Source organism: Actinomyces sp. oral taxon 175 str. F0384 (genome assembly GCF_000223355.1).
Taxonomy (GTDB): Bacteria; Actinomycetota; Actinomycetes; order Actinomycetales; family Actinomycetaceae; genus Actinomyces; species Actinomyces oris.
In genome coordinates this window covers 1,062,524-1,088,600 of record NZ_AFUR01000001.1, presented here as the reverse complement: position 1 = coordinate 1,088,600, position 26,077 = coordinate 1,062,524, and the positions used below count along the sequence as shown (strand labels likewise).

Annotated in this window: 21 protein-coding genes and 1 riboswitch; of the genes, 8 read left to right on the top strand and 13 right to left on the bottom strand. The window is 69.6% G+C overall.

The window, feature by feature from the left end:
* Positions 1 to 39 precede the first annotated feature (39 nt).
* Both HMPREF9058_RS04545 and HMPREF9058_RS04540 read right to left on the bottom strand, forming a co-directional pair.
* A complete protein-coding gene (locus HMPREF9058_RS04545) occupies positions 40 to 1,395 on the bottom strand; it encodes an alkaline phosphatase family protein (RefSeq protein ID WP_009747630.1) in 1,356 nt (451 codons plus the stop codon).
* 11 nt (positions 1,396 to 1,406) lie between these two features.
* Positions 1,407 to 2,027, bottom strand: a complete 621-nt coding sequence (locus HMPREF9058_RS04540; RefSeq protein ID WP_175284670.1) for a DUF5998 family protein — start codon at positions 2,025 to 2,027, stop codon at positions 1,407 to 1,409.
* Positions 2,028 to 2,178: 151 nt separating this feature from the next.
* Here HMPREF9058_RS04540 and HMPREF9058_RS04535 point away from each other — a divergent pair, with 151 nt between their 5' ends.
* Positions 2,179 to 4,725: a DNA topoisomerase (ATP-hydrolyzing) subunit A gene (locus HMPREF9058_RS04535; RefSeq protein WP_009406433.1), complete on the top strand. Its 2,547-nt coding sequence runs from the start codon at positions 2,179 to 2,181 to the stop codon at positions 4,723 to 4,725.
* 67 nt (positions 4,726 to 4,792) lie between these two features.
* Positions 4,793 to 6,436 (top strand): amidohydrolase, encoded by a 1,644-nt coding sequence (locus tag HMPREF9058_RS04530; RefSeq protein ID WP_175284669.1) that lies wholly within the window; start codon positions 4,793 to 4,795, stop codon positions 6,434 to 6,436.
* 25 nt (positions 6,437 to 6,461) lie between these two features.
* Here the strand turns inward: HMPREF9058_RS04530 and HMPREF9058_RS04525 are convergent, their stop codons facing one another.
* The 3 genes from HMPREF9058_RS04525 to HMPREF9058_RS04515 all read right to left on the bottom strand — a co-directional run bounded on the left by HMPREF9058_RS04525 (position 6,462) and on the right by HMPREF9058_RS04515 (position 10,771).
* Positions 6,462 to 7,514 carry a GNAT family N-acetyltransferase gene (locus tag HMPREF9058_RS04525; protein ID WP_009406134.1) on the bottom strand — a complete coding sequence of 351 codons (1,053 nt, stop codon included), beginning with the start codon at positions 7,512 to 7,514 and terminating at the stop codon, positions 6,462 to 6,464.
* A gap of 129 nt (positions 7,515 to 7,643) precedes the next feature.
* Positions 7,644 to 9,896: a type IIA DNA topoisomerase subunit B gene (locus HMPREF9058_RS04520; RefSeq protein WP_009406343.1), complete on the bottom strand. Its 2,253-nt coding sequence runs from the start codon at positions 9,894 to 9,896 to the stop codon at positions 7,644 to 7,646.
* Positions 9,897 to 9,997: 101 nt separating this feature from the next.
* Positions 9,998 to 10,771, bottom strand: a complete 774-nt coding sequence (locus HMPREF9058_RS04515; RefSeq protein ID WP_009405420.1) for a hypothetical protein — start codon at positions 10,769 to 10,771, stop codon at positions 9,998 to 10,000.
* Positions 10,772 to 10,955: 184 nt separating this feature from the next.
* On the opposite strand from HMPREF9058_RS04515, the gene HMPREF9058_RS04510 reads away from it, so the two are divergent.
* Both HMPREF9058_RS04510 and HMPREF9058_RS04505 read left to right on the top strand, forming a co-directional pair.
* Complete coding sequence (locus HMPREF9058_RS04510; RefSeq protein ID WP_009405737.1) at positions 10,956 to 11,228, top strand: hypothetical protein; 273 nt, start codon at positions 10,956 to 10,958, stop codon at positions 11,226 to 11,228.
* A 250-nt stretch (positions 11,229 to 11,478) separates the two neighbouring features.
* Positions 11,479 to 11,886, top strand: coding sequence for a rhodanese-like domain-containing protein (locus HMPREF9058_RS04505; protein WP_009747493.1), 408 nt, complete (start codon positions 11,479 to 11,481; stop codon positions 11,884 to 11,886).
* A gap of 47 nt (positions 11,887 to 11,933) precedes the next feature.
* Here HMPREF9058_RS04505 and HMPREF9058_RS04500 read toward each other — a convergent pair whose 3' ends face one another.
* Positions 11,934 to 12,836 (bottom strand): arginase family protein, encoded by a 903-nt coding sequence (locus tag HMPREF9058_RS04500; RefSeq protein WP_009406020.1) that lies wholly within the window; start codon positions 12,834 to 12,836, stop codon positions 11,934 to 11,936.
* A gap of 246 nt (positions 12,837 to 13,082) precedes the next feature.
* Here HMPREF9058_RS04500 and HMPREF9058_RS04495 point away from each other — a divergent pair, with 246 nt between their 5' ends.
* Positions 13,083 to 13,424: a hypothetical protein gene (locus tag HMPREF9058_RS04495; protein WP_009405473.1), complete on the top strand. Its 342-nt coding sequence runs from the start codon at positions 13,083 to 13,085 to the stop codon at positions 13,422 to 13,424.
* A gap of 177 nt (positions 13,425 to 13,601) precedes the next feature.
* Here the strand turns inward: HMPREF9058_RS04495 and thiD are convergent, their stop codons facing one another.
* The 4 genes from thiD to HMPREF9058_RS13950 form a co-directional block, all read right to left on the bottom strand.
* Complete coding sequence (thiD, locus tag HMPREF9058_RS04490) at positions 13,602 to 14,429, bottom strand: bifunctional hydroxymethylpyrimidine kinase/phosphomethylpyrimidine kinase (protein WP_009405536.1); 828 nt, start codon at positions 14,427 to 14,429, stop codon at positions 13,602 to 13,604.
* Entirely contained in the window at positions 14,426 to 15,088 is a 663-nt protein-coding gene (gene thiE / locus HMPREF9058_RS04485; RefSeq protein WP_009747325.1) for a thiamine phosphate synthase, read from the bottom strand. Before thiE ends, thiD begins: the two co-directional genes overlap by 4 nt.
* On the bottom strand, positions 15,085 to 15,915 hold the full coding sequence (thiM, locus tag HMPREF9058_RS04480) for a hydroxyethylthiazole kinase (protein ID WP_009405986.1): 831 nt from the start codon (positions 15,913 to 15,915) through the stop codon (positions 15,085 to 15,087). The genes thiE and thiM overlap by 4 nt, the downstream gene beginning before the upstream one ends.
* A 1-nt stretch (position 15,916) precedes the next feature.
* Positions 15,917 to 16,005, bottom strand: a riboswitch (TPP riboswitch).
* A 107-nt stretch (positions 16,006 to 16,112) separates the two neighbouring features.
* Positions 16,113 to 17,759, bottom strand: coding sequence for an RNA polymerase sigma factor (locus HMPREF9058_RS13950; RefSeq protein ID WP_043537634.1), 1,647 nt, complete (start codon positions 17,757 to 17,759; stop codon positions 16,113 to 16,115).
* 225 nt (positions 17,760 to 17,984) lie between these two features.
* Here HMPREF9058_RS13950 and HMPREF9058_RS04470 point away from each other — a divergent pair, with 225 nt between their 5' ends.
* Positions 17,985 to 19,145: a polyprenyl synthetase family protein gene (locus tag HMPREF9058_RS04470; protein ID WP_009747443.1), complete on the top strand. Its 1,161-nt coding sequence runs from the start codon at positions 17,985 to 17,987 to the stop codon at positions 19,143 to 19,145.
* 99 nt (positions 19,146 to 19,244) lie between these two features.
* The gene (gene pknB, locus HMPREF9058_RS04465; protein ID WP_009406506.1) at positions 19,245 to 21,272 is read left to right on the top strand and encodes a Stk1 family PASTA domain-containing Ser/Thr kinase; all 2,028 of its coding nucleotides are present in this window, start codon (positions 19,245 to 19,247) and stop codon (positions 21,270 to 21,272) included.
* Positions 21,273 to 21,349: 77 nt separating this feature from the next.
* Here the strand turns inward: pknB and HMPREF9058_RS04460 are convergent, their stop codons facing one another.
* From HMPREF9058_RS04460 to HMPREF9058_RS04450, 3 genes are all read right to left on the bottom strand, one after another.
* On the bottom strand, positions 21,350 to 22,699 hold the full coding sequence (locus tag HMPREF9058_RS04460; protein WP_254654081.1) for a class II 3-deoxy-7-phosphoheptulonate synthase: 1,350 nt from the start codon (positions 22,697 to 22,699) through the stop codon (positions 21,350 to 21,352).
* A gap of 317 nt (positions 22,700 to 23,016) precedes the next feature.
* Complete coding sequence (locus HMPREF9058_RS04455; RefSeq protein WP_009406381.1) at positions 23,017 to 24,246, bottom strand: pyrophosphate--fructose-6-phosphate 1-phosphotransferase; 1,230 nt, start codon at positions 24,244 to 24,246, stop codon at positions 23,017 to 23,019.
* A 149-nt stretch (positions 24,247 to 24,395) separates the two neighbouring features.
* Positions 24,396 to 25,103: a CPBP family intramembrane glutamic endopeptidase gene (locus HMPREF9058_RS04450; RefSeq protein ID WP_139018937.1), complete on the bottom strand. Its 708-nt coding sequence runs from the start codon at positions 25,101 to 25,103 to the stop codon at positions 24,396 to 24,398.
* Between the two features lie 122 nt (positions 25,104 to 25,225).
* Between HMPREF9058_RS04450 and HMPREF9058_RS04445 the strand changes: the two genes are divergently transcribed.
* Positions 25,226 to 26,065, top strand: a complete 840-nt coding sequence (locus HMPREF9058_RS04445; protein WP_101558501.1) for a PaaX family transcriptional regulator — start codon at positions 25,226 to 25,228, stop codon at positions 26,063 to 26,065.
* Positions 26,066 to 26,077: the final 12 nt, after the last annotated feature.

Here is a 26,077-nt window from a genome sequence, read left to right as displayed (position 1 = left end):
CCTGCGGAGCCGCCGAGTAGCTCCCGAGTGGCCGAGCTCTCAGGCCTCGGTGATGAGCAGCGGCACCTCGGTCTCGGCCGGGGTGAAGGAGCCGTGGACGCCGGGCATGGCGATGGCGGCCTCGGAGTGGACCCGGGGGTCCACGAGGACCCAGTTCTCGGCCATGGCCACGACGACGTCCCCGACGACGCCCCGTGCTCGCGCTCCGAGGGGTCCCAGGTGCTCGCCGGCCTGCTCCCTGGTCCCGATCCACATCGCCCGTTCCCCCAGGACGCGGCGGTAGCGCTGGGACACCTCGGCGGCCAGGTCCACATCGCCGTCGGCCACGTGCAGGTGCGTCAGCCTGGGCTCGCCGGCCACGGCGACGACGTCGCGGGCGAGCTCGCGGTGGGCGCTCAGGTCGATGCGGTGGTCGGGATCGGTGTCGACCATGCCGTGGTCGGCGCTGAGGAGAATCCTGGTTCCTGCGGGGACGCGGCGGGCCAGCTCGGCCATGGCGGCGTCGAGGCGCTCCAGCTGGGCCAGCCACTGCTCACTGAGCCACCCGTGCTTGTGACCGGTCTTGTCCAGCTCGCCGACGTAGAGGTAGACCAGCGGGGTACCGTGGCGCAGGGCTCCGGCAGCCAGGCCGGGCCGGTCCTCCAGCCGGTCGGCCCCCAGGTGCGAGGCGCCTCGTAGGGCGGCCTCAGTCAGGCCGGAGCCGGCAAACCGGCTCGGCCCGATACTCACCGCGCTCCCGGCCGGGAGACGTTCGAAGATCGTGGGCACGTCCTGCCAGGAGGCGGGGCTGGGGACATTGTCCCCCTTCCAGGTGATGAGGCTGAGGACCTGATCGGGGCCGGGGACGGCGGAGGCAGCAAGAGGGGACCGCAGGCGGGGGTTGAGCACCGAGTAGCCGACCATGCCGGTGGTGCCGGGCAGGGCGGAGGTACCCAGCATGGTCAGGGCCGCAGCCGTCGTCGAGGGTCGGCAGGTGAGGATTCCTGCGCCGGTTGCGGCAGTGGCGGCCTCGCGCTGCGCCAGCCACTGGCGCAGGGTGGGGGTGTGCCCGCGACGCTGGCGAAGCATCTCCAGGCCCAGACCGTCCACGAGGACGACGACGGTTCCCGGGCCGCCACCGGCCTGCCCGGGTTCACCGGCCGGCTCGATCCCCCAGCTGCGGGCGACCGCGCGTGCCCGGGCATCGGAGACGACTGGTTCAGCGGGGCCACCGGTGGGGCTGAGGACGGCATCTAGGTCGGCATCACGGCCGGTATCGCCGTCGTGATCGGTGTCAGCCAGGCTCAGTCCGGCACTGACGGCGCCCACCGCCAGGACGTAGCGGAGCGCCGGATCCTGCGGACAGTCGGGGGCGGGTGCCGATGCGGGCTGCCTGCCGGCGGTCTGGCCTCCCATCCCCGGCCCCGTCACAGGGCAGCGGCGCGGGCCGCCATCTGTGAGAGCCGGCCGGCGAAGGTCTCGGCGCGGGCCAGGGCGGCGGCGCCCTCCACGCCCGCGGCCACGCGGATGACGACGTCGTCGGGCACGGACACACCGGTCATGCCGTGGTCGGCCTGGCAGTCGGGGTCGCCGCAGGTGGCCGGCTCCATGTCGATACGGCGCACCGAGCCCCAGGAGACCGCGATCGTCATCTCGGTGAGGGTTCCGCCACCCCGGGCAGGGTCGGCCACGCCGCGGGTCAGGGCCATGGAGCGGATACGGCTGAGTGGGACGGCCTCGCTGGTGGCCAGGGCGCCGGGACTGCCGTCGTCGCGAGGGGTGTCGTCAACGTGGACGATGATGAGACGGCTGGGGGTCAGGGCCAGGACGGTCAGGTGGCGGTGGACCGCCTCGGCGAAGGTGGTCTCGGACTGGACCATGCCGGAGAGGATCTCCTCCTCACCCGTGGCCAGGCGGAGGGTGTCGAGCACCAGCTCGGGGTAGTAGCCGGCGAGCTCCACCTGCTGCACCAGGTCTGCGAAGGCCTCCTGGGACGCCTCGTGCGAGGCGGGACCGGTGGCCGAGCTGCGGCCTGAGTGGGTCGTCATGGTCGCCATTGTGCCATCGTCCGCCCCCACGCCGTCGAGCACCGATGTGCCCTTGCTCGAGGCGGGCCGATCGCTGCCGGCTAGCGCGTCTGACCTGTCACGCCCGGGTGTCGTGGTTTGTTTTCGGCCCGATTCCTCGGAGAATGCGCCCATGCCGAAGTCTGCCACCACCCGGACTCCTCCCCCGACCGACGGGGAGATCGTCGATCTCGACCTGTCCACGGAGATGCGCACCAGCTTCCTGGAGTACGCCTACTCCGTCATCTACGCGCGCGCCCTGCCTGACGCCCGCGACGGGCTCAAGCCGGTTCAGCGCCGCATCCTGTTCCAGATGGATCGGATGGGGCTGCGCCCGGATCGTCCGCACGTGAAGTCCTCCCGCGTCGTGGGCGATGTCATGGGACGGCTCCACCCCCACGGGGACACCGCGATCTATGAGGCGCTGGTGCGCCTGGCCCAGCCCTTCACGATGCGCCTGCCGCTCATCGACGGACACGGCAACTTCGGCTCCCTGGACGACGGCCCGGCGGCCCCCCGCTACACCGAGGCGCGCCTGGCCGCCTCGGCCCTGGCGCTGACGGCGGACCTGGATGAGGACACGGTCGACTTCTCCCCCAACTACGACTACACGCTCACCGAGCCCGAGGTGCTGCCGGCGGCCTTCCCGAACCTGCTGGTCAACGGCGCGGCCGGTATCGCGGTGGGTATGGCCACGAACATGCCGCCGCACAACCTCGTGGAGGTGGTGGCCGCCGCCCGGCACCTGCTGACTCACCCGGAGGCGAGCCTGGAGGAGCTCATGGCCTTCGTGCCGGGGCCGGACCTGCCCGCCGGCGGCATGATCGTGGGCCTGGACGGAATCCGGGAGGCCTACCGCACGGGGCGCGGCAAGTTCCTCACGCGGGCCACCGCTCACGTGGAGTCCGTCTCCCCGCGCCGCAAGGGCATCGTGGTCACCGAGCTGCCCTACATGGTGGGGCCGGAGAAGGTCATCGCCCGCATCAAGGAGGCGGTGGGCTCCAAGAAGCTCCAGGGCATCACCGACGTCGCCGACCTCACCGACCGCAAGCACGGCACCCGCCTGGTCATCAGCGTCAAGAACGGCTACAACCCCGAGGCGGTCCTGGCCCAGCTCTACAAGCACACGCCGCTGGAGGACTCCTTCGGTATCAACAACGTCTCCCTCGTGGACGGGCAGCCCCACACCCTGGGGCTGCGCGAGCTGCTGGAGGTGTTCGTGCGCCACCGCCTCACGGTGGTCACGCGGCGCACCCGGTTCCGTCTGGGCAAGCGTCGCGAGCGCGCCCACCTGGTGGACGGCCTGCTCATCGCCATCCTCGACATCGATGAGGTCATCGCCGTCATCCGCTCCTCCGACGACGCCGCCACGGCGCGAACCCGGCTCATGCAGGTCTTCGACCTCACCGAGCCGCAGGCCGGCTACATCCTTGAGCTCCAGCTGCGCCGGCTCACGAAGTTCTCGGTTATCGAGCTGGAGAAGGAGCGCGATGAGCTGGCCCGCGAGATCGAGGCCCTCGAGGCGATCCTGGCCGACGACGTGCTGCTGCGGCGCGTGGTCTCCCGTGAGCTGGCGGCCGTGGCCGAGCAGTTCGGCACCCCGCGGCGCACGGTGCTGCTGGAGGCCTCCGGTGAGCGCGTGACGTCGTCGGCCGCCGGTGCCGCGACCGCGGACGACGCCTCCGCCTCGGGGCGGGGTGCGAAACGGGCCGGTAGCGCCGCTCAGCCGATGACGCTCATGCCCAGCGCCTCCCCGGTGCCGCTGACCGTCCCCGACGACCCGTGCCGGGTGCTGCTGTCGGCCACCGGACTGGTGGCGCGCACTGCCGGCGCCGAGCCGGTGGCCCGCACCAGTGGGCGCCAGCCCCACGACGCCCTGACCTCCCAGGTGGCCACCACGGCGCGTGGGCGCATCGGCGCGGTCACTGACACCGGGCGGCTGGTGCTGCTCGACGTCGTCTCCACCACGGAGGTGCCCCGCTCCGAGGGGGCCCCGGGGCTGGCCGGTGCGACTCAGGTTCGCCAGCTGGTGGACATCGAGCCGGAGGAGAAGGTGGTGGGGCTGGTCCCGGTGGGGTCGGCCGACAACCCGCCGATCGTCCTGGCCACGGCTGAGGGCGTCATCAAGCGGGTCAAGCCCGGTGACGAGCCCAGGAACGCCGAGAGCTGGGAGGTCATCTCCCTGTCCGAGGGCGACCGGGTGGTCTTCGCCGGCACCGCGGCGGACACGGACTTCCTGGCACTGGTGACTTCCGACGCCCAGCTGCTGCGGTTCCAGGCCGCCAAGGTGCGCCCGCAGGGCCGGGGCGCCGGCGGCATGGCGGGGATCTCGCTTCATGAGGGCGCCCGAGTCATCGCCGGAGCGGCGGTTCCTGAGGACCTCCTGGCTGAGGCCGTCGTGGTGACGGTGGCGGGCTCCGAGGGCTCACTCCCGGGCACCGGCGGGGGCAGTGTCAAAGTCACCCCCTTGGATCGCTACCCGGCGAAGGGACGGGCCACGGGCGGGGTCCGTTCGCACCGGTTCCTGCGCGGTGAGGACGAGCTGGTCGTGGCCTGGGTGGGGGTGGCCCCGCCGCGGGCACTGCGCGAGGGCGGCAAGCCGGTCGCGCTGCCGGAGCCCGATGAGCGGCGTGACGGCTCCGGCTCACCGCTACCGGCCCCCATCATCGGAATCGGCTGACGGGGCCGGTCTCAGCAGCGTCTCGGGGAGCCGCCCACGAGTATGGCGGCTGTGTCTACAGTGGCGCATGGCCGATCAACCCTCCGCAGACCTGCTTATCAAGGACACGCGCATCGTCCCTTTCCGGTCCCGCACCGAACTGGGTGCGCTGCGCCGAGGTGACCCTCACCCCGGCGCCTTGGCCGCGCCGCCGCCCCCGGGTGAGCCCGTGGATGTGCGTATCAAGGCGGGCCGGGTCGTCGAGGTGGGACAGGGGTTGAGTGCTCCCGGGACACGGGTCCTTGATGCCGAGGGCTCCTTCCTCATTCCCGGCCTGTGGGACGCTCACGCCCACCTGGACATGGAGGCGGCGCGCTCGGCACGCATCGACACGCTGGCCACCCGCAGCGCCGAGGAGGCCCTGGAGCTGGTGGCCCGGGCGCTGCGGGATCATCCGGCCGGTTCGCCTCCGGCCACGATCCAGGGCTTCGGGCACCGCCTGTCCAACTGGCCCCGGGTGCCCACGGTGGCCGAGCTCGACGCCGTCACCGGGGAGGTTCCCACGCTGCTCATCTCCGGGGACGTGCACTCCGGGTGGCTGAACTCGGCGGCGCTGCGTGTCTTCGGCCTGCCGGGGGCCAGCGCCCAGGACCCGGGAGCACCGATGAAGGAGGATCCGTGGTTCGCCCTGCTGGACCGCCTCGATGAGGTGCCCGGGACGCGAGAGCTGCGGGAGTCCGGCTACCGGCAGGTCCTGGCTGGCATGCTGTCCCGGGGCGTCACCGGTGTGGTGGACATGAGCTGGTCGGAGGATCCCGATGACTGGCCGCGGCGCCTGCGGGCCATGACGGACCAGGGCGTTCTTCCCCAGGTGCTGCCCCGTATCCGCATCGGGGTCTACCGCGACAAGCTGGAGCGGTGGATCGCCCGGGGCCTGCGCACCGGGACCGGGCTGGCGGGTTCACCCCGCTTGCCCGACGGCTCTCCGGTGCTGGTGCAGGGGCCGCTCAAGGTGATCGCTGACGGCTCGATGGGCTCGGGCAGCGCGCACATGTGCGAGCCCTATCCGGCCGAGCTGGGGGTTGACCACCCCCACGGCGTGGTCAACATCGACCGCGCCGAGCTCACCGACCTCATGGCCCACGCCTCCCGGCAGGGTTATGAGATGGCCATCCATGCCATCGGGGATGCGGCGGTCGACGACGTCGCTGCTGCCTTCGCGCTCTCGGGTGCCGCCGGGCGCCTGGAGCACGCCCAGCTGCTGCCGGCCGACGCTCTCGACGAGCCTGACGGGGCGCTCAGGCGCCTGGTGGGCTGCGGCATCGAGCTGTCGGTTCAGCCGGCCCACCTCATTGACGACTGGGCGGCCGTGGGGCGGGTGTGGCCGGGGCTGGAGGGGCGCACCTACGCCTTCGCAGACATGGTGGCCGCCGGAGCCCTGCTCCAGCTGGGATCGGATGCGCCGGTGGCGCCCCTGGACCCGTGGCTGGCCATGTCGGCGGCCGTGGGGCGTCGGACGCCGGATGGGTCGGTGTGGTCGCCGAATCAGCGCCTGACGGCCGAGGAGGCGCTGGCGGCCAGTGTCAACGGGGCCGGCTCGGTGGCGGTGGGTTCTCAGGCCGACCTGGTGCTCCTGGCCGAGGACCCCCTGCGCTTGGGGGCCGAGGAGCTGGCGGGCGTTCGCCCAGTGGCCACCGTGGTGGCCGGAGCCGTGGCCCACCTGCACGGGTGAACCGCCCGGGGGACGAACGCCCCGCTCAGACGTCGAGGGCGTAGAGGATGGTGCCGCGGGTGGGCACGTAGCCCAGGGACTCATACAGGTCCACGGCGCCGCTGGGGTTGTCGGTGTCGACGCCGGCGGCGGCGTACTCCATGCCGTCGGCGGCGTAGGCGCGCATGGCGGCCACCAGCAGCGCGGGCCCGATCTGGCGGTGGCGGTAGTCGCTGAGGACCCCGAGCACGTCGGTGTAGCCCTCCCGCCAGCCCAGGGCCTGCCAGTCCTGCTCGTAGCGGCCCGAGCGCAGGTACCCGGCGACACGGGCCCGGTCCCCCGAGCGATCCATGGCCACGAAGCTCCACTGGGGGGCGAAGTAGGCGCTGCCGGCGGTCCAGTCCTCGGGGGTGACGTTCTCCGTCTCCCAGGTCTCGGCCATGGCCTGGTTGTAGGCGCGCCGGACGTCGTCGTCGATCTCGGGGGTCCACGGGTCGATGGTGATGAAGCCGTCCAGGTCCACCTCGGGGATCTCGTCGCCGAGGAATCGGCGCACCTCCCGGTACCAGCGCATCGGCTCAAAACCCATGTCCGCCAGGTGCCCCTGCATGCGCTCGTCGTCCGCCATGACGGTGGTGACCACGTGGGCGGGGATCTGGGCCGCGCCCTTGCGCGGCACGGAGCCGGCCCGCTCGGCGCCCACGAGGTGGCGGGCCCGCTCAGCCTGCCAGTGCAGCAGAGCGCGTCCGATGCCGCGGTTGCGCACTGCCGGGTCCACGGTGCCGGTCATGGAGGCGTAGATCTCCCCGGCCGGGCGCAGGCGCACCAGGCCGAAGGCGCGCATGACGCCGTCGGTGTCGCGCCCGGCGACCCCGGAGTAGGTGGGGTCGAGGAAGTACTCAGCCGTCTCCTGCTCGCTGGTGCGGTAGGGCGGGTTGTCGACGTCCTCGGCCCGGGCGATGAGCGCGGCCAGCTCGTGGTTGTCCTCCGGGCCCAACGGCCGCCAGGTCAGCTCCCGTGACAGGGACGAGCGGGGCCCGGGGCGCAGGATGGGCCAGGGTGAGGATCCCGCCCGGCGGATGCCGTAACCGGGTGTCATCAGCACACCTCCCTCATGAGGACGAAGAATGACGATCAGTCAGTGAACGACGCGCCTCGACCTTCGGCGGGCCGTGACACGAAGGTTACCGACCTTACCTGAAGGAGCGGCCGAGACCTGACGCGGGAGTCAGGCGTCAATGCGCTCGCGATCCACATCACGGGCGCCTTCGACGATGAAGTCGCGGCGGGGCTCGACCGAGGAGCCCATGAGGAGCTCGAAGACGGACTCGGCCTCCATGATCTGGGCCTCGTCCCCCAGGGTGATGCGCCGCAGGGTACGGTGCTGAGGCTCCATGGTGGTCTCAGCGAGCTGGTGGGCGTCCATCTCCCCCAGGCCCTTGTAGCGCTGCGGCTCCTTGAAGCTGCGGCCCGCGCGCTCCAGGCGGCGCAGGGTGGTGACGAGCTCCTCGTCGGAGTAGGTGTAGATGATCTCCTTCTTGCGCCGCCCCGAGCCGGAGACCTCGATGCGGTGCAGGGGCGGGACGGCGGCGAAGACCCGGCCCGCCTCGATCATGGGGCGCATGTAGCGGAAGAAGAGGGTCAGCAGGAGGGTACGGATGTGGGCGCCGTCGACGTCGGCGTCGGTCATGAGGATGACCTTGCCGTAACGAGCGGCCTCCAGGTCGAAGGTGCGTCCGCTGCCGGCGCCGACCACCTGGATGATGGCCGAGCACTCGACGTTGCGCAGCATGTCAGCCTGGGAGGCCTTCTGCACGTTGAGGATCTTGCCGCGAATCGGCAGGAGCGCCTGGAACTCGGAGTCGCGGGCGTTCTTGGCGGTCCCCAGGGCGGAGTCACCCTCGACGATGAACAGCTCGGAGGCGGCGACGTCGTCGCTGCGGCAGTCGGCGAGCTTGGCCGGCAGGGAGGAGGTCTCCAGGGCGGTCTTGCGGCGGGTGATCTCCTTGTGCAGGCGCGCCGAGACGCGGGCGCGCATCTCGCCGACGATCTTCTCCTCCAGGGCGCGCGCCTGGGTCTTGAGGTCCCGTTTGGAGGAGGTCAGCAGGGCGGTGAGCTCGCGCTCGACCACCTTGGAGACGATCTGGCGCACGGGCCCGGTGCCCAGGACCTCCTTGGTCTGGCCCTCGAACTGGGGCTCGGGGACGCGCACGGTGATGACGGCGGTCAGGCCCGCCATGATGTCGTCCTTCTCGACGCGGCCATCCTTGGCGGTGAGCTTCAGGGCCCGGGAGTCGGCCTCGATGCGCTTGCGCAGCACCTTGGTGAGGGCCTGCTCGAATCCGGTCAGGTGGGTGCCGCCCATGGGGGTGGCGATGATGTTGACGAAGGAGCGTTCCGTGGTGTCGTAGCCGATCCCCCAGCGCAGGGCGACGTCGACCATGCAGGTGCGCTCGACCTCCACGGGGCGCAGGTGCCCGCTGGCGCGGTCGAGCTGCTGGACGGTCTCGGTGTAGGTGCCCTCACCGGTGAGACGGAAGGTGTCGGTGACCGAGCCGTCGGAGGCCAGGAAGTCGACGAAGTCGGCAGTGCCGCCCAGGGCCTGGAAGACCTCGACGCCGTCGTCATCACCGGTGTCGAACAGGTCGCCACGGTTCTCGGTGGCGTTCTTGGCAGCCGCCCGCAGGGTGACCTCGTGGACGGCGTCGTCGGTCTCGCCGGCGTCGGCAGCCGGCGTGGTGGAGGCCGCGATGGCCTCGGCCTCGGGGCGCTTGTCCTCCAGGCGCAGGGTGAGGCCCGGAACGAGGAAGCTGGTCTGGCGCAGGCGGGCGCGCAGAGCGGCGGCGTCGTACTCGGTGGGTTTGGGGAAGATCTGGGGGTCGGCCCAGTAGCGGACCCGGGTTCCGGTCACGCCGCGGCGCACCTTGCCGATGACGCGCAGCTCGGAGGCCTTCGTGAACCCGGTGAAGGGTGAGGAGGGGCCGCGCCCGGCGGAGTCGTCGAAGATGCCGGGCTCGCCGCGGTGGAAGCTCATGGCGTAGGTCTTGCCGCCGCGGTCGACCTCGACGTCCATGCGCTCGGCCAGGGCGTTGACGACGGACGCCCCCACGCCGTGCAGGCCGCCGGCGGCGCCGTAGGAGCCACCGCCGAACTTCCCACCGGCGTGCAGCTTGGTGTAGACGAGCTCGACGCCGGTCAGGCCGGAGGAGGGCTCGATGTCCACGGGCACTCCGCGCCCGTTGTCACGCACCTCGATGGAACCGTCGTCGTGGACGGTCACCGAGATGTCATCGCCGTGCCCCTCGAGGGCCTCGTCGACGGCGTTGTCGACGATCTCCCACACGCAGTGCATGAGACCGCGCTGGTCGGTGGAGCCGATGTACATTCCCGGGCGCTTGCGCACGGCCTCGAGCCCCTCCAGGACGGAGAGGTGGCGGGCGGAGTAGTCGCCCCGGCTGGTCTTGTTCTCAGATGAGGGCACGCTGGGAATCTAGCCGATCAGTGCCACCGGCGCCTTGTGCCCCGCCGCGGTGCGCGTGTGGCGTCTTGCGTCATGCAGCCACGCCCGAGGCCGCTGGGCCCCTATGTCAGCGGGAGGGCTGGACTCACCCGCGCGCTGCCGATCCCGCGGTCGGCCTTGCCCAGGCGGAAACGTACCCGCCTCTTGAGCACGGTGCCGGAGACGGCCCGCCCGTCCACCAGCCCCTCGGCGGGCAAGAGCGTGAAGGTCCATCGCCCGGCGTAGTCGGAGTCGGGGACGAGTCCGGGCGGGCACTGCAGGAGGCGGGCTCCCCAGATCTGACGGGTCATGAGGGTGCGGGTGTCGACGCCGTCGACCTCGAAGAGCTCCGCGGCGGCGGTGATGTCCTCATGGCTTCCCGCCGAGATCCCGTACTGGCCGACGACGCCGGCGACCACCATCCAGCCGTCCTTGGCCAGCGTGCTCCCAGCAGGACCGGTGGACCCGGCGAGGTCGACCCCCTCCCCCAGGGCCGGGTCGACGAAGTCCTCGACCAGATCGGGCTGCTGACCGCGGCGGATATTCAGGTCCATGGCCCCGCGGGTGTCGAGTCGGTTGCTGGCCGGGATCGCCAGGAGCCCGTAGTCGACGTCGTTGGAGAAGCGGAATGGGGCGAAGTGCTCCCTTAAGCGGGCCACTGCGTGCTCGGCCCGCGCCCAGCGGGCACCGGCACCGCCTCCGTCTCCTGCGCCCTCGTCCAGGCACTCGGCGACGACCTCGGCGGGCGGCCGCAGCCCTACGGCCTCCAGCCGCTGACGAAGGGCCGTGTTGGTCGCCCAGCCCGAGCGCTCCAGGCGCGCGATCTCACGGTCGCGGAACTCCTGCACCACCGACATCCCGACTGCTCCCTCCCGAGTCCTGCAATGTGACAGCTCACCGCGGCCACCCTCCAGCATTCACCCGATCGGTCGGCTCCGTGGTGATGTGCACCATGACGCCGGTGCGCCGTGGGCGAAAGCGCGTGCGCCTCAGGCGGAAACGGCCGCCTCTGACGGGTGAAGGCGTCTGCGTCATGATGCAATGCAGTCCATGAGCACAACCGGAACCTCAACCGCCACCCAGGCGGTGACCACCCTGGACGAGCAGACCGCTCCTGCCGCCGACTCCGCCGAGCGCCCGCTGACCACAGCCGACCGCTGCGATGTCTGCGACGCACAGGCCTACGTCCGAGTCGTCATGCTGACCGGCGAGCTCTTCTTCTGCGGCCACCACGCCCGCAAGCACGCAGACAAGCTCAAGGAGGTCGCCCTGCTGTTCCAGGACGAGACCTCGAGCCTGACCGCCGGCAGCTGACGCCGTCGGTCGGCCAGCTCGGCCGATAACCCGGCCGACAGCCCGGCCAGCGTGGACTTTTTCACTGAGGTCGTCACTGCGATTCACTGAGTATCACAGTCTTTTTCTACCGGATGCCGCATATCCTCGTTCCTGAGGTTCTGATCCTGTCCCCACCCCGAGTCTCCCTCCCCAGAAGCCTCGCCCTGATCGAAGCATCGTGCCCCGCATCCAGGCTTAATGAAGCCGCACTCCCCTCAAGGAACTGTCTGTGAAACGCTCCCTCCGCGTCATGACCGCCTCCGCCCTGCTCGTCCTCTGCGGCGCGCTCGCGCTTTCCGGATGCTCCGGATCTACAGGCTCCAGCGCCTCCTCCCCAACCAACACCGCCTCAGCGGGCGCGAAGGCCGCCGGTCCCGTCATCATCGACCTGCGTTCGGCAGAGGAGTTCAAGAAGGGGCACCTGGAGGGGGCCGTTAACTACGACTTCTCCTCGGGTGATTTCTCCAGCCAGATCTCGGGCCTGGACCGCAGCTCCCAGTACCAGCTCTACGGCTCCGCCGACCAGCCCAAGATGGCCAGCGCCGTCATGCGCAACGCCGGCTTCTCCGGAGTCACCGAACTGGGAACCCTCGACGCCGCCAAGAAGACCACCGGGGCCAAGGTCGTCACCGACTGACGCCGGTCGCCCCGGCGGGCGAAGCTCGCCCGGTCCGCCCCGATCACTCAGAGAAGCGGCAGCCCCTCCAGGAGATGGGTGAGGGCGACAACCTGCCGGGGCACGTACTCGGCGATCGTCAGGCCGACGACGTCGGCCGCCCGCCCCAGATCCCTGATCACGCGGTTGGTCTGAGTCATGCTCAGGCCGCCGCGATCGTAGCCCAGTCCCAGCCGGACCTCATCGGCGTCCACGGTGTCGACATCCAGATGGACTGCTACGCGGCTGCAGCCGGTGGCCTCCAGCCACCTCAGCAGGGGCTCCGTCGAGTCGTGTAGGTCGGCCGGGCCGAAGGCATGCAGCCCCCACGTGGCGATGTTGGGGTAGTCGTCCTCGGTCCAGGAGTGCAGGCCCGCCAGGGCCAGTCGGCTCGGGGAGACGAAGGCCGCCAGCTCCTCCATCACCTCGACGTCACCAGTACCGATGATGTGGGAGACCGCCATGGCGTGGTAGCCGGGGTACTGGGAGTGCGAGGTGCCGATGTCGGGGTGGGAGTCGATCCAGACGACGGCCAGGTCGTCTCCGTAACGGGCGGCGAGCTCGGTGAAGGGGACGACGGAAACAGCGCAGTCCCCGCCCAGGGTGAGGATCCTGGGAGCGTCGTGCCGAGCGATCGCCTCGCGGGCGTCACGAATCCCGGCCAGGATCTGGGCACGCGACTCCATGCCGTTAGTGACGAGAACCTCCTCGCCAGTGGGTTCATCGCTGACGGGGACGATCTCCGTGGGACCGGCGTGCTCGGGCAGGAGCGCCGTGAGCACCCGGGTTCCCAGTGCGTAGACGCGCCGCGCCTCCCCGTAGGGCAGCTCGGGCAGCAGGCTGCGCACCGAGGTCTCTCCCGCCCCCTGCCACTGGGGCCAGATGAGGCGAAGGGTGTCGGACTGGGCGAGGGCGGTGCGTGCGTCAACCATCTCAGTGCTCCTGAGCGAGGGAGTCTCCCAAACTTCAGTTTACGATCCCGGGCTGTACACCACCTGACTCAGTCCTAAGTCGCACATGCAGAAGTGCCTGGTGGGAGCGGTCGCGATCGCAGAAGAGTCTCTGAAGGCCTCGTCTGAAAGATTCAGGCCTTTCCCTGGCGCTCGGCAGGGCCGGGTTCCATCACGGGCAGCGGACTACCGACACGAGCCGAGGAGACGAGTGAGAGGAGAACCGCCGTGGACCAGCGGTTGAAGGCCGAGGCCGGCCTCGGCCGCTCTCTGGTTGTCAGCGCCCTGACTGCTGCGGCTGCGGGCGCGGTGCTACTGATCCCGCTTCCCTTCATTGGAGTACCGCTGTCCTTCGTCGCCCTCGTCATAGGCGTCGCGTACCTGCGCGGCTCGAACCAGTATCGGCGGCCGGCGTGGGCGGCCGTGGCGATCGCCTCGGTGACGCTGGTCGCGGCACTCGTACTCGCCATGACTCTTCTGGCCGTCAGAACGGAGTCCACGACAACAACGCCGCAACAACCGGTTCCAGTGCGGACCGCGCCATCGGCTCCAGACGGCAGCCGGGGCTGAGGCCCCACCGCATCAGTCCCCGGCGGCCGCCGGTTGATCCTTGGGGATCGACTCGGCCTTCCTACCGAAACTGGTGGGTGCGGTCACCGTCGTCAAGGACGCACTGGGCGCCGCGCCTCCACCCTGCGCAAGCTCGGCAGCGTGAGCCGGGGAGGTCGCCGACGACAACGACATAACTTACCATCCGGTTCTAGTCCAGACTCGGTAAAGATGGTGGACGGGCCCGCGCCCGTGTCCAACGCCCAGGGCCTCGGCGTGTGCGATGGCGCCGGTGAGGTAGTCCTTGGCGTCCCGCACCGCTTCCAGCCAGGTCGCCCGGCGTGGTCGCAGCGAGGCGATCGCCGAAGAGAGCGTGCATCCCGTGCCGTGGGTGTTCTGCGTGGCCACCCTGCGACCGCACAAGATCTCGGCGCCGTCGGCATCGGCGTAGACATCGACGGCGTCACCAGCGTCACCGCTCAGGTGACCGCCCTTGACCAGTACCCTACGTGCACCCAGATCCCTCAGGCGCTGCGCCTGGTTGCGCAGCTCACCGAGGGTCGCCGCGGGCTCCTCCCCCAGCAGGACGGCCGCCTCATAGAGGTTAGGAGTGATGAGATCGGCTTTGGCGCACAGACGGCGCACGGCACCGACCGCCTGCTCGTCGAGAAGGCGGTCCCCGGAGGTGGCCACCATGACCGGGTCGAGCACCGTATGAGTGAGTCCAGGCAGGTACTCCCCCACCGCGTCGGCCAGCTCGGCGGTGGCGAGCATCCCGATCTTCGTGGCATCGGGAACGATGTCCTCCAGCAACGTGTCCATCTGGAGACGGACGAAGTCGACCGGCACGGCGTGCACACCGGCCACACCGCGCGTCGACTGGGCGGTCAACGCCGTGATGACGCTCATCGCGTAGGCACCGAGGGCACTCATGGCCTTCATGTCGGCCTGAATGCCGGCGCCACCGCTAGGATCTGAGCCGGCGATGGTCAAGGCGGTCACGGTTGCCGAACGCTGCTGGCTCATCGCCGACATCCTTCGTCCCAGGCACGGTGCAGGTCGGCGGCGACACTCCTGGGGTCCTCGGCCGTGCAGATGGCTGATACGACGGCGGCACCGGCCAGACCACCCGCCCGGAGAGCCGGCAGGTCGCCGGCCGTGATGCCGCCGATGGCCACAGCAGGCAGATCGATCAGGGCAGCCATGCGCGTCACGCCGTTCACCCCCAGGCTCTTCGGAGCGTCGGCCTTGGTGGCGGTGGGGTGAACGACGCCGATGCCGACGTGGTCGCAGGCGCCCTGCTCCTGGGCGGTGCGCAGTTCGTCGGGAGTCGCGGCCGACAGCCCGAGGTAGGCTTCTTCCCCGACGAGACGGCGTGCGATGCGGGCGGGCAGGTCCGACTGGCCGAGGTGTACCCCGGCCACGGGCGCTCCCTGATCGCGCGCCGCCAGGAAGATGTCGACGCGGTCGTTGACGATGACGGGGACCTGATCACCAATCACCTCGGCCACCTCCAGCACCTGAGTCAGGAAGAGTCCGCCGTCGGTACCCTTGGCGCGCAGCTGGACGCAGGTGACTCCGCCGTCGACAGCAGCCTCAACGGTGGCCAGGACGTCTCTGCCACGCGAGCGGCACTGGCCCTCATCGGTGACGAGGTAAACCGACAGGTCCGGTGCGGCCCTCATGCCGGCCCTCCCTCGGCGGCGGTGGTCGCGCTGGTAGCACTGACGCTAACGTTCTGCAGGTCCTGCATCTCAAGGGCGTACAGGGCATCGAGGAAGGCTGGTGGGAAGGATCCAGGGCCGGTTGATCGGGCCTCCGCGCGCTCGGCAGCAGCGCTGTAGACGGTATGCGCAGCGACGACGGCGCTCACGTCATCCAGGCCCTCCTTCCGCCCCGCCCCGAGAAAGGCCGCGACCACCGCACCCAGAGCGCAGCCCCCGCCGGTCATCCGGGTCAGTAGCGCGGAGCCGCCCTGAACGTGGATGACGCTCTCGCCGTCGGTGACCAGATCGACGGGCCCGGAGACGGCGACAACGCAGCCGTGGCTGCGGGCCAGGTCGCAGGCCGGATCGAGTGCCGCGGCGACGTCGTCGGCGGTCTCGACGCCCCGACCACCGCTGCCGTCACCGGCCAGAGCCAGGATCTCCGAGGCATTGCCCCGTACGACGCTCGGTCCCCGGCCGAAGAGCTCACGGGCCAGCGCAGTGCGGTGCGTCAGCGTGCCGATGGCCACCGGATCGAGGACCCACGGCGTGCCCGCGTCGGCTGCCGCAGCCACGGCCTCACGGGCGGCGTCCCGCTGCTCGGGCTGAGGCGTGCCGAGGTTGATGAGCAGCGTGGAGGCGACGCGGGCAAAGGGACCCGCCTCCCCCGTGATATCCACCATGGCGGGCGCCGCGCCTAGAGCCAGGAGAACGTTAGCGGTGATGTTGGTGACCACCGCGTTGGTGATGCAGGAGACCAGCGGGGCGTGGCGGCGTACCGCCTCAAGCGCCGCTGGGGTAGACATGCCCCAGTGCATGTGACATCCCTTCGTCAGTACTAGCTGGACAGGTTCGACGGGTGTGTTCTCAGCCATGTGGCACCCCGTGTCACGATCGAGACACTAGCATCAACGGCGTCGGCCCCGGAACCCTTTCGGTTCCGGGGCCGACGCCGTTGAGATGAGCGAGCCGGTAGCGCTCCCCGCCTGTCCGGTGAGTCCGCTCAGTCCAGGTAGTCGCGCAGGACCTGGCTGCGCGAGGGGTGGCGCAGCTTGGACATGGTCTTGGACTCGATCTGGCGGATGCGCTCCCGGGTGACCCCGTAGACCTTGCCGATCTCATCGAGGGTCTTGGGCTGGCCATCGGTCAGACCGAAACGCATGGAGACCACGCCGGCCTCACGCTCGGAGAGGGTGTCCAGCACGGCGTGGAGCTGCTCCTGCAGAAGGGTGAAGCTCACCGCGTCGGCCGGGACCACGGCCTCGGAGTCCTCAATGAGGTCACCGAACTCGGAGTCCCCGTCCTCACCCAGGGGGGTGTGCAGGGAGATCGGCTCGCGGCCGTACTTCTGGACCTCGACGACCTTCTCCGGGGTCATGTCCAGCTCGACGGCCAGCTCCTCCGGGGTGGGCTCACGTCCCAGGTCCTGGAGCATCTGGCGCTGCACGCGGGCGAGCTTGTTGATGACCTCGACCATGTGCACCGGGATGCGGATGGTACGGGCCTGGTCCGCCATCGCGCGGGTGATGGCCTGGCGAATCCACCAGGTGGCGTAGGTGGAGAACTTGAAGCCCTTGGTGTAGTCGAACTTCTCCACGGCGCGGATGAGGCCCAGGTTGCCCTCCTGGATGAGGTCCAGGAAGAGCATGCCGCGGCCCGTGTAGCGCTTGGCCAGGGAGACCACCAGTCGCAGGTTGGCCTCCAGCAGGTGGTTCTTGGCCCTCTGGCCGTCCTGGGCCACCCAGTGCAGCTCGCGACGCAGCTTGGCCGGCAGGTCGTTGCCCTCCTCGGCCAGGCGGTGCTCGGCGTAAAGACCGGCCTCGATGCGCTTGGCGAGCTCGACCTCCTGCTCGGCGTTCAGCAGCGCAACCTTACCGATCTGCTTGAGGTAGTCCTTGACCGGGTCTGCGGTGGCGCCGGCGGTGACGACCCGCTGGGCGGGCTCGTCGCCCTCGTCGGAGTCGGAGACGGTGAAGGAGCCGTCCTTGTCCTGGGACTTGCCGCGCTTGCCGGACTTCTTGGAGGCGGCCTTCTCCGCCTCCTCCCGGCGCATGCGCTCGAGCTCACCGGTCAGGGCCGCGATGGAGGGCTGCATCTTGATGCCCTTGATGACCCATCCGCGGAATATGTAGCCGTTCTGAGCCAGGTAGTCGCGCGCCACCATGGGGGCGGAGTCGCCGATGACGAAGCGGGGCACCGGTCCGTGGCCGTAGGGGGCCAGCGTGATGGGCTCCTCCAGGGTGCCGTGGCCGGCGATCTCGAGGTTCTCCACGACCGTGCGCGAGCGCACGAAGAGAGTCGCCCCCGGGGCCAGGCGGACCCCCTTGAGAGAGGCGGGGTTGTTGAAGGGGCTGCGCTTGGAGCCGTCGCCGTTCTTCTCCAGGCTCACGTCCAGGTAGTAGTCGCGCAGCTCGGGGGCCGGGCCGTCATCCTCTTGGACGGCCTGCGCCTCGGAGTCGTCGCCTTGGTCCTCCTCCTCGTCAGAGGAGTCCTCGTCGTCAGAGTCGTCGTACTCCTCGTCGTCATAGTCGGCATCGTCGGCGTCGTCGTCTCCTTCGTCGTCGAGGTCGAAGTCCTCGTCGTCGAGCGGGGTCTCGTCGACGTCGTCAGTGAGCTCGGTGCTGGAGCGCGTCACTGTGGAAGAAGCCACGGAGTTCCTTTCGCGTGAGCGGGCGGACAGCCGGTGACGGGGTATGGGAACCCGCTCCGGCACAGCAGACAACCCCAGAATTGTAGCGTTTATTCCCCAGGATCACCGCACGGGCGACTTAGTATGCCCTCACCTTGTTCGCACTCGGCGTCGCGCCGCGGCAAACCTGCCGTCGGGAGCGTCGCCGGCCCTCCTGACATCTGAGCTGGGACTACTCTGGCGGTCATGAGTGCGCTGCCTGCGGCCCTGGGCCGTGTCCGTCCCGCCGTCGAGCACCGCCTGACTCAGGTCCTGGAGGACTGCCACCGGCGCTGGGAGGACCTGGGCCAGGCCGCCCCGGAGCTGCTCGAGGCCGCCGGGAGCGTCCTGAGCGGAGGTAAACGCATGCGGGCCGTCCTGGGGGCCGTCGGCTGCGCGATCCTGAGCGTCCCGGAGCAGCGAGCCGAGTGCCTGACCGCTTCCGACGCCGTCCACCTGGGTGCGGCGCTGGAGCTCTACCAGGCCAGTGCCCTGGTCCACGACGACCTCATGGACGGCGCCGACACGCGTCGGGGCCTGCCCGCGGCGCACCGGGTCTTCGCCCGGGACCACGAAGACCGGGGCTGGCTGGGGCGCCCGCAGACCTTCGGGGCCAATGGCGCCATCCTGCTCGGCGACCTCCTGCTGTCCCTGGCAGGTGAGGAGATGAGCGCACTGGCGCCGTCGCGCGCCTCCAGTCAGACCCGAGGCAGTGCTGTGCGGCACGCCCGGTCCGCCTTCGACGCCATGACCACGGAGGTGGCCCTGGGCCAGTTCCTCGACGTGCGCAGCGAGAACCTGCCCCTGCCCTGGGACCGGGAGCCGGGCGCCGCAGCCAGGCTCATGCAGGGCGACGCCCTGTCGGTGGTTCGGCACAAGTCGGCCCGCTACTCGGTGCGCCACCCGCTACTGATCGGCGCCCTCCTGGCCGGCCTGGACCCGGGCGGGGCCACCGCCGAGCACCTGGCCGCCTTCGGCGAGGACGTCGGCATCGCCTTCCAGCTGCGCGACGACGAGCTGGGGGTCTTCGGCTCACCGCAGGCCACCGGCAAGCCGGCCGGCGACGATCTGCGCGAGGGCAAGCGCACAGTGCTGCTGGCCCTGACCTGGGGGCGATGCGACGATGCCGGCCGCCGGCTGCTCGGCAGCGTCCTGGCCAATCCCGAGGCGACGGACGAGCAGATCGGCGAGGTCGCCGCTCTCATCGAGGACTGCGGCGCGCGCGCCGCCCACGAGGAGATCATCGCCGCGCACCGCGAGGCCGGGAACCGGGCGTTGGAGCGCCTCGGGGACGAGGGCGTGGTGAGCACCGCATCCCTGGAGGACCTGGCGGTGCTGGCGGACCTGCTGACGCACCGAGTCTCCTGATCCGGTGCGGGAAACGGGGCGACCCAACAGGTGGGCAGTACTACCCGCCTGATCCGACCGGCGGCTGTGACCATCCCACCGGCATCGTAGAATCGCGGCGTGGTCACAGATCCCCTCATTGGTCGGTTGGTCGACTCTCGCTACGAGATCGTCGACCGCCTAGCGCGTGGCGGGATGGCCACCGTCTACCGCGCCCATGACCGTCGCCTGGACCGGACCGTGGCGCTCAAGCTCATGCACGCCCACCTGGCCGACTCCCCCGACTTCGTCTCGCGCTTCCGCCGTGAGGCGCGGGCCGCGGCACGCCTGTCCAACCCGGGCGTGGTGGCCGTCTTCGACCAGGGCAGCCTGGACGGGGTGGCCTACCTCGTCATGGAGTACGTCGAGGGGCCCACGCTGCGCGACCTCATTGCGGCGGGACCGCTGTCGGTCAAGGAGGCCCTGGGGCTGGTGGCCCAGCTGCTGCGCCCGCTCGGCGCGGCCCACCGGGCCGGCCTGGTCCACCGCGACATCAAGCCGGAGAACGTGCTGCTGCCCTCGGATGGCTCGGTGGCCAAGGTGGCCGACTTCGGTCTGGCTCGGGCGGTCACGGAGGTGACGCAGACGACGACGGGCAACGTGCTGGGCACGGTCGCCTACCTGGCACCTGAGCTCATCACCTCCGGGGACTCCACCTCTCGCGCCGACGTCTTCTCCGCCGGGGTGGTCCTCTACGAGCTCCTCACCGGTCAGCAGCCCTTCACCGCGGACTCCCCCATTCAGATCGCCTTCCGCAACGTCCACGAGGACGTGCCTCTGCCCTCCAAGCTGGTGCCCGACATGCCGGCCGACGTCGACGAACTCGTGGCCACCATGACTCGCCGTGAGCCGCAGGAGCGCCCGGCCGATGCCGACGAGGCGCTGGCGCTGCTGCGCAACGTCGTCGACGAGCTCACCGACTCCGAGCTCTCCGTGCGCCGCGGGGGCGGGACCGGCTCCATCCGGACCCAGCAGGTCATGACGGCCAACGCTCAGGCCGCCCGCTCCGCCATCGACAACGAGCCCCAGGACGACGCCGACGACTCCTCCGCCGAGGATGCCTCGCCGCACGCCGGGATGCGCACCGTCTCCCTTCCCATTGGTTCGATCGGCCCGGACTCCAAGGGGAGAACACGTGCGCTCTCCCGCAAGGCCCTGGCGGCCGACGCTCAGGAGACCACTGCCGTCCCCACCTCGAAGAAGAGCAACGGCGGCTTCAGTCGCCGTCGTGCACTCGTCATCGGGCTGCTGGCCGTGGCCGGAACCGGTGCGAGCGCCACCTGGTACCTGACGGCCGGTCCCGGCAGACGAGTTTCCGTACCCAACATCATTGGCATGTCTGAGGACCAGGCACAGCTCGCCCTGGAGAAGCAGGGGCTCGACTGGGGCACGCCCGAGCGCGTCTACTCCGACACGGTCCCGGCCGGCAGCATCGTCTCCTGCCAGCCGAAGGCGGGCCAGAAGGTGGGGCTCGGCCAGGCCGTCACCGCCACCATCTCCCGAGGCGTGGAGACCAAGACCGTTCCCGACGTCGTCAGGAAGACCAAGGACCAGGCCACGGCCGCGATCACGGCGGCCGGCCTGACCCTGGGGGACGTCACGGAGGAGTACTCCGCCAGCGTGGAGTCGGGCAAGGTCATCTCCTGCGACCCCAAGGCCGGCAAGGTCATCAAGCACACCGAGAAGGTCTCGCTCGTGGTCTCCAAGGGCAAGGAGCCGGCCACGATCCCGGACGTGACCGGTATGAGCGAGGACGAGGCCAAGAAGGTCCTGGAGGACGCCGGGCTGAAGAAGGGCAAGGTCAGCAAGGGCTACTCCGACTCCGTGGCCAAGGGGAACATCATCTCCTCCTCCCCCATCGCCGGGGCCTCGGGCTACTACAAGGGCGACTCGGTGGACCTGACGGTCTCCAAGGGGCCCGAGAAGGTGACGGTGCCGGATGTGACCGGTAAGAGCCAGGACGAGGCCAAGAAGGTCCTGGAGGACGCCGGGCTCAAGGTGGAGGTCAATAAGCGCCTGGGTGGTCCCTTCGGGACGGTGCGCTCCACTGATCCTGCGCCGGGCTCCAGCGTTAAGCCGGACTCCAAGGTCACCATCAACATCTTCTGACGAATGTGGCCCGGTGCCGCTTCAGCGGACCGGGCCACGTTTCGCCTGCTCTGCAGGCGGGCGCTCAGCGAGTGTTCTCAGCCCTTGAGCATCTCGGCGATCTCGAATGCGACCTCGAGGGACTGCTGGTGGTTGAGTCGCGGGTCGACGAGGGTCTCGTAGTGCTCGGCCAGACCGGCCTCGTCAATGTGCTCGCCGCCGCCGAGGACCTCGGTGACGTCGTCACCGGTGAGCTCGACGTGGATGCCGCCCGGTGCTGTGCCCAGGGTGCGGTGCACCTCGAAGAAGCCGCGGATCTCGTCGAGGATCGTCTCGAAGCGGCGGGTCTTGTAACCGTTGTCGGAGGTGATGGTGTTGCCGTGCATGGGGTCGGCGATCCAGGTGACGGGGCGCCCGTCGGCGCGCACCGCCTCCACCAGCGGTGGCAGGGCCTCGCGGATGCGCTCGGCGCCCATGCGGGTGATGAGGGACAGGCGTCCGGGCAGGCCCTCGGGGTTGAGGCGGTCCATGAGCCGGGAGAGGTCGTCGGAGGACGTGGTGGGGCCGACCTTGACGCCGACGGGGTTGTGGACGCCGGCGAGGATGGCGACGTGGGCGCCGCCGGCCTCGCGGGTGCGCTCCCCCACCCAGAGCATGTGGGCGGAGGTGTCGTAGAGGCGCCCGGAGCGGGAGTCCTCGCGGATCATGGCGTCCTCGTACTCCAGAAGGAGGGCCTCGTGGGCGGCGTAGAAGTCGACCTGGCGCAGGGCCTCGAAGTCCACGCCTGCGGCCTCCATGAAGCGCATGGCTCGGTCAAGCTCCTCGGCGAAGGACTCGAAGCGCTTGTAGGCGGGGTTGGCGGTGAAGCCTCGGTTCCAGGAGTGGACCTCGCGCAGGTCCGCGTAGCCGCCCATCGTGAAGGCGCGGATGAGGTTGAGGGTAGTGCCCGAGCGCAGGTAGGCGTCCAGCATGCGGGTGGGGTCGGGGATGCGGGCCTCGGGGGTGAACTCGTGGCCGTTGACGGAGTCGCCGCGGAAGGCGGGCAGGGTGACCTCACCGCGTGTCTCGGTGTCCGAGCTGCGGGGCTTGGCGTACTGGCCGGCCATGCGGCCGATCTTGACCACGGGCGTGGAGGCGCCGTAGGTGAGGACCGCAGCCATTTGGAGGATGGTCTGGACCTTGAGGCGGATGTTGTCAGCCGTGTTGTGGGTGAAGGACTCGGCGCAGTCCCCGCCCATGAGGACGAAGGCCTCTCCGGCACTGGCCTGGGCGATGAGCTCACGCAGGGAGTCGACCTCTCCGGCGAAGACGAGCGGGGGCCGGCGACGCAAATCCGCCACCACGTCGGCCAGCGCAGCCTCATCGGGGTAGGCGGGCTGCTGGAGGGCGGGCAGGTGGCGCCATGCGGGGGCCTGGGCGTCCGTGCGGGCGGCGGAGAGCTCGTTCATCACGCGAGTCAGCATAAGCCAGTCGGGAGATTGCCCAGGATCGGCGCCGCATCGCGAAACACGGGGGTTGGGAGACGAATTCTGTCACTGTGGGCGACTTTTAGGGCCACAGCTGAGCGCGCACCGACTGGTTGCAACGCCCTGACCTGCACGGATGCGAAGGCCTCCGTTCCAGGAGCGCAGCGGGCGGGTCGAATAGTCGCCAAACGTGACACATGGGGCCGCTGGCACCACCCTCCAGGGCACAGACGGGCACAGAGAAGCGGCCGGCGCCGTCACGAGGACGGCACCGGCCGCGGCAGGGTGCGGGCTCAGCCTCAGTGCTCGGGGGCAGCTTCGGCGGGCTCCACCTTCTGGCCCAGCTCGGCCATGAGGTCGGTGAACCAGCCCTGGGTGATGTCGAAGGGCTTGGCGCCGGCGATGCGCGGGAAGGCGATCGCGGTGAGCTCGTCGTTGTTCTCCTCGTCCTGGCCGATGACGCCGGACTCGCCACGCAGGGCGCAGTCGACGGCCAGGTCGCACATCTTCTTGATGAGGGCGAGGTCCTCGGCGTTGGCGTGGGCGGCACGCGAGTAGTAGCCGGACTTCTGGACCATGACCTTCTCAGCGCCGATGAGCTCGGCGAACTGCTTGGCGAACCACTGGCCGGGGTTGATGGTGTCGAGCTTGACGTGGCCGAAGGGGTCGCGCTGAACCTCCTGGCCGGCGGCCTCCATCTCCGCGATGATCTCGGGGACGCCGGCGCCCTCGGACAGGAAGATGTTGACGTTGCCCTGCTCGTCCATGATGGCCTTGAGGCGCTCGGCCTCGGCGGCGATGTCGAGCTTCACCTCGGGGAGGAAGACGGCGTGGACGTCCCAGCGCTCCTTGGTCAGGCCGAGGGAGGGGGCCCACTGCTTGGTCTGGAGCAGGTCGTGGTAGCGGCGGGCGGTCTCGGCGGTGAGGTAGCCGCAGTTACGGCCCATGCACTCGTGAACGATGAGCATGCGGGGGTTGGAGCGGTGCTCGCCGATGACGTTGAAGGCGAAGCCGGCGCCCTCGTCGGCCGCGGTCCAGGCGCCCAGGGACTGGCGGATCGGAACCACGTCGTTGTCGATGGTCTTGGGCAGGCCGACGACGGTGAGCTCGTAGTCGTTCTCGTGGAGGTAGGCGGCCAGGTCGGCGGCGGTGGTGTTGGTGTCGTCTCCACCGATGGTGTGCAGGACGTCGACGCCGTCCTTGCGCAGCTGCTCGGCGGCGAACTCCAGGGGGTTGACGCCCTCCTCGACGAGGCCGCGCTCGACGAGGTTCTTGGCGTTGGTGAGCTTGACGCGGGAGTTGCCGATCGGGGACCCGCCGAAGTCGCGCAGGATGCCGGCGTTCTTGCGGCCCTCTTCGTCGATGACGATGTAGTTACCGGTGAGCAGGCCGTGGTAGCCGTACTGGTAGGCGATGATCTCGACCTCGGGAGCGACCTGCGTGTAGCGCTCGATGAGGTCGCCGACGGCGGCGGACAGACAGGGGGCGAAACCGCCAGCGGTGAGCAGGGCGACGCGACGAATCGACATCGGGAACCTTTCGGGTTGTGGGTACTCGGGGTCAGTGCCCCGGCCTGATCGGGCGGCGCGGGCCGCACCGGGCGTCAGTCTACGTGCCATCGGTAGCCGCTGACAGGGACCAACGGGGGATGGAATCGGACAAGGACCGCCCAAGACAATCAGCCGCCACGGACTCCGTAGAGGATGCCCTGTATGAGGACGGGGTCCCCTAGGAAATGAGTCATCGCGTGAGCGATGAAGACCGGGGTGAGGCTACGACCTCCATAGACGTAGATAGCCGAGAGGATTCCGAAGAGAAAGAAGGAGGCGACCATGTAGGAGGGCCAGACACTGTGCCCGACGACGCCGTGATAGAGGGCCATGATCCCCGCCGTTACAACGATCTGTATGAGCCGGGAGGTGCCGCAGCGCGCCAGCCTGTCCAGAATGAGCCCGCGCACTGCGATCTCCTCGGCGAAGGCCAGCACGAGGCCGACAGCCATCATGATCGGCCGCTGCCAGGGGAAGGCCAACGGATCCCCACCTCGCATGTAGCTCATCGCGGTCCAGGCCAGTCCGTAGACGACGGCGATGACGATCACCGGCGTCCGAACAGGACGCCCCCAGCCCAGCTCGGCTATGCCCTCGCCCTGCCGATGCTGACGCCAGAGGACGAAGACGATGACAGCGAGACAGCCGATGAGGAACACGATGTCGAGAACGAAGGCAGCATTGAGGCTCGTTCCCCAACGGTCGTAGATCGATTGGGCTCCGAGAAAGAAGCATGCGCCACCAAGCACCAGCCACAGGACACCCGCGGTGAGAGCCACCTCCCGCCAGGCTGCTGTCCTGCTCAGGGGCGGGCGTTGCAGACCCGACACAATCATCATCCATATCCTTCACGTTTCGTTGCACTGAAGAATCTTATTGTAGGGGATGGCGAGGTGAGTCCCCGTTCTACGGGTCGCTTGTTCGCACCACCAGCCTCCGGCGGGAGACAATGGCCGGCATGACCTCACCCCGGCAGCTGGATGGAGACCCGCCTCAACGGACTCCTCGTGCCCGCACAACGACAGTGGGTTTCCTCTTCGGCCTGACAGAAATCCGCGAGCTTCCCGGCCCCTTCCTCATCGAGGCGCTACAGAAGCTCGGTCTCACAGCCTCCGGAGCACGCTCTTACATGACGCGGGCTCTTAAGGAGGGACGACTGACCAGCCGCAGGCAGGGCCGCACGTCCTTCTACGCGATGACGGGCGACTACCTGGAGCGATTCGACGCCATCGAACGCCGCTTCACCGTTGAGCCAGTCTGGGAGGGGTTCTTCCACTCGGTCGTCTACGACTTGCCGGAGTCTCGCCGCACGGAACGCGATGGCCTGCGCGCCGCAGCCTTCGCTCATGGATGGGGGTGTCCGCGTCCCGGTCTGTTGATCGGCGTGGATCCACCTGGTCCGTGGGCCCAGGACGGTTGGCGGGGGAGACTGAGCGTGGACCTGGAAACGGCTCGGCAGATGGTGGCGGCAAGTTGGAACCTCGATAGCGCCGCCGCCCGGGTGACCCGGACCGTAACTCGTCTACGCACCGACATGGAACGTACCGACACCGCCAGTCCTTCAGGAAAGCAGACAATGCCGGCGACGGCCTGGGAGCCGCTCGTCCGTGCTCATGACCTGATGAGCGAAGCCACCTATCTGTGGGGGCTCCTCCCACGCCTGCCCCACACGCTTTTACCGAGGGGATTCCCGATATCGGACCTGGACTGGCTCGATGCCCAGATGTCCGGTCCGCTCATATCCGATGGTGTATCCGCCGCCCGGAGCCTGCTCGCCGCACACCTCGACAGCCGATGATGAGGCACCGTC

Bases quoted from the DNA above. Each gene is read 5' to 3' on its own strand.
- HMPREF9058_RS04545 (WP_009747630.1), bottom strand. From the start codon at position 1,395: ATGGGAGGCCAGACCGCCGGCAGGCAGCCCGCATCGGCACCCGCCCCC.
- HMPREF9058_RS04540 (WP_175284670.1), bottom strand. From the start codon at position 2,027: ATGACGACCCACTCAGGCCGCAGCTCGGCCACCGGTCCCGCCTCGCAC.
- HMPREF9058_RS04535 (WP_009406433.1), top strand. From the start codon at position 2,179: ATGCCGAAGTCTGCCACCACCCGGACTCCTCCCCCGACCGACGGGGAG.
- HMPREF9058_RS04530 (WP_175284669.1), top strand. From the start codon at position 4,793: ATGGCCGATCAACCCTCCGCAGACCTGCTTATCAAGGACACGCGCATC.
- HMPREF9058_RS04525 (WP_009406134.1), bottom strand. From the start codon at position 7,514: ATGACACCCGGTTACGGCATCCGCCGGGCGGGATCCTCACCCTGGCCC.
- HMPREF9058_RS04515 (WP_009405420.1), bottom strand. From the start codon at position 10,771: ATGTCGGTGGTGCAGGAGTTCCGCGACCGTGAGATCGCGCGCCTGGAG.
- HMPREF9058_RS04510 (WP_009405737.1), top strand. From the start codon at position 10,956: ATGCAGTCCATGAGCACAACCGGAACCTCAACCGCCACCCAGGCGGTG.
- HMPREF9058_RS04500 (WP_009406020.1), bottom strand. From the start codon at position 12,836: ATGGTTGACGCACGCACCGCCCTCGCCCAGTCCGACACCCTTCGCCTC.
- thiD (WP_009405536.1), bottom strand. From the start codon at position 14,429: ATGAGCCAGCAGCGTTCGGCAACCGTGACCGCCTTGACCATCGCCGGC.
- thiE (WP_009747325.1), bottom strand. From the start codon at position 15,088: ATGAGGGCCGCACCGGACCTGTCGGTTTACCTCGTCACCGATGAGGGC.
- thiM (WP_009405986.1), bottom strand. From the start codon at position 15,915: ATGTCTACCCCAGCGGCGCTTGAGGCGGTACGCCGCCACGCCCCGCTG.
- HMPREF9058_RS04470 (WP_009747443.1), top strand. From the start codon at position 17,985: ATGAGTGCGCTGCCTGCGGCCCTGGGCCGTGTCCGTCCCGCCGTCGAG.
- HMPREF9058_RS04460 (WP_254654081.1), bottom strand. From the start codon at position 22,699: ATGAACGAGCTCTCCGCCGCCCGCACGGACGCCCAGGCCCCCGCATGG.
- HMPREF9058_RS04455 (WP_009406381.1), bottom strand. From the start codon at position 24,246: ATGTCGATTCGTCGCGTCGCCCTGCTCACCGCTGGCGGTTTCGCCCCC.
- HMPREF9058_RS04450 (WP_139018937.1), bottom strand. From the start codon at position 25,103: ATGATTGTGTCGGGTCTGCAACGCCCGCCCCTGAGCAGGACAGCAGCC.
- HMPREF9058_RS04445 (WP_101558501.1), top strand. From the start codon at position 25,226: ATGACCTCACCCCGGCAGCTGGATGGAGACCCGCCTCAACGGACTCCT.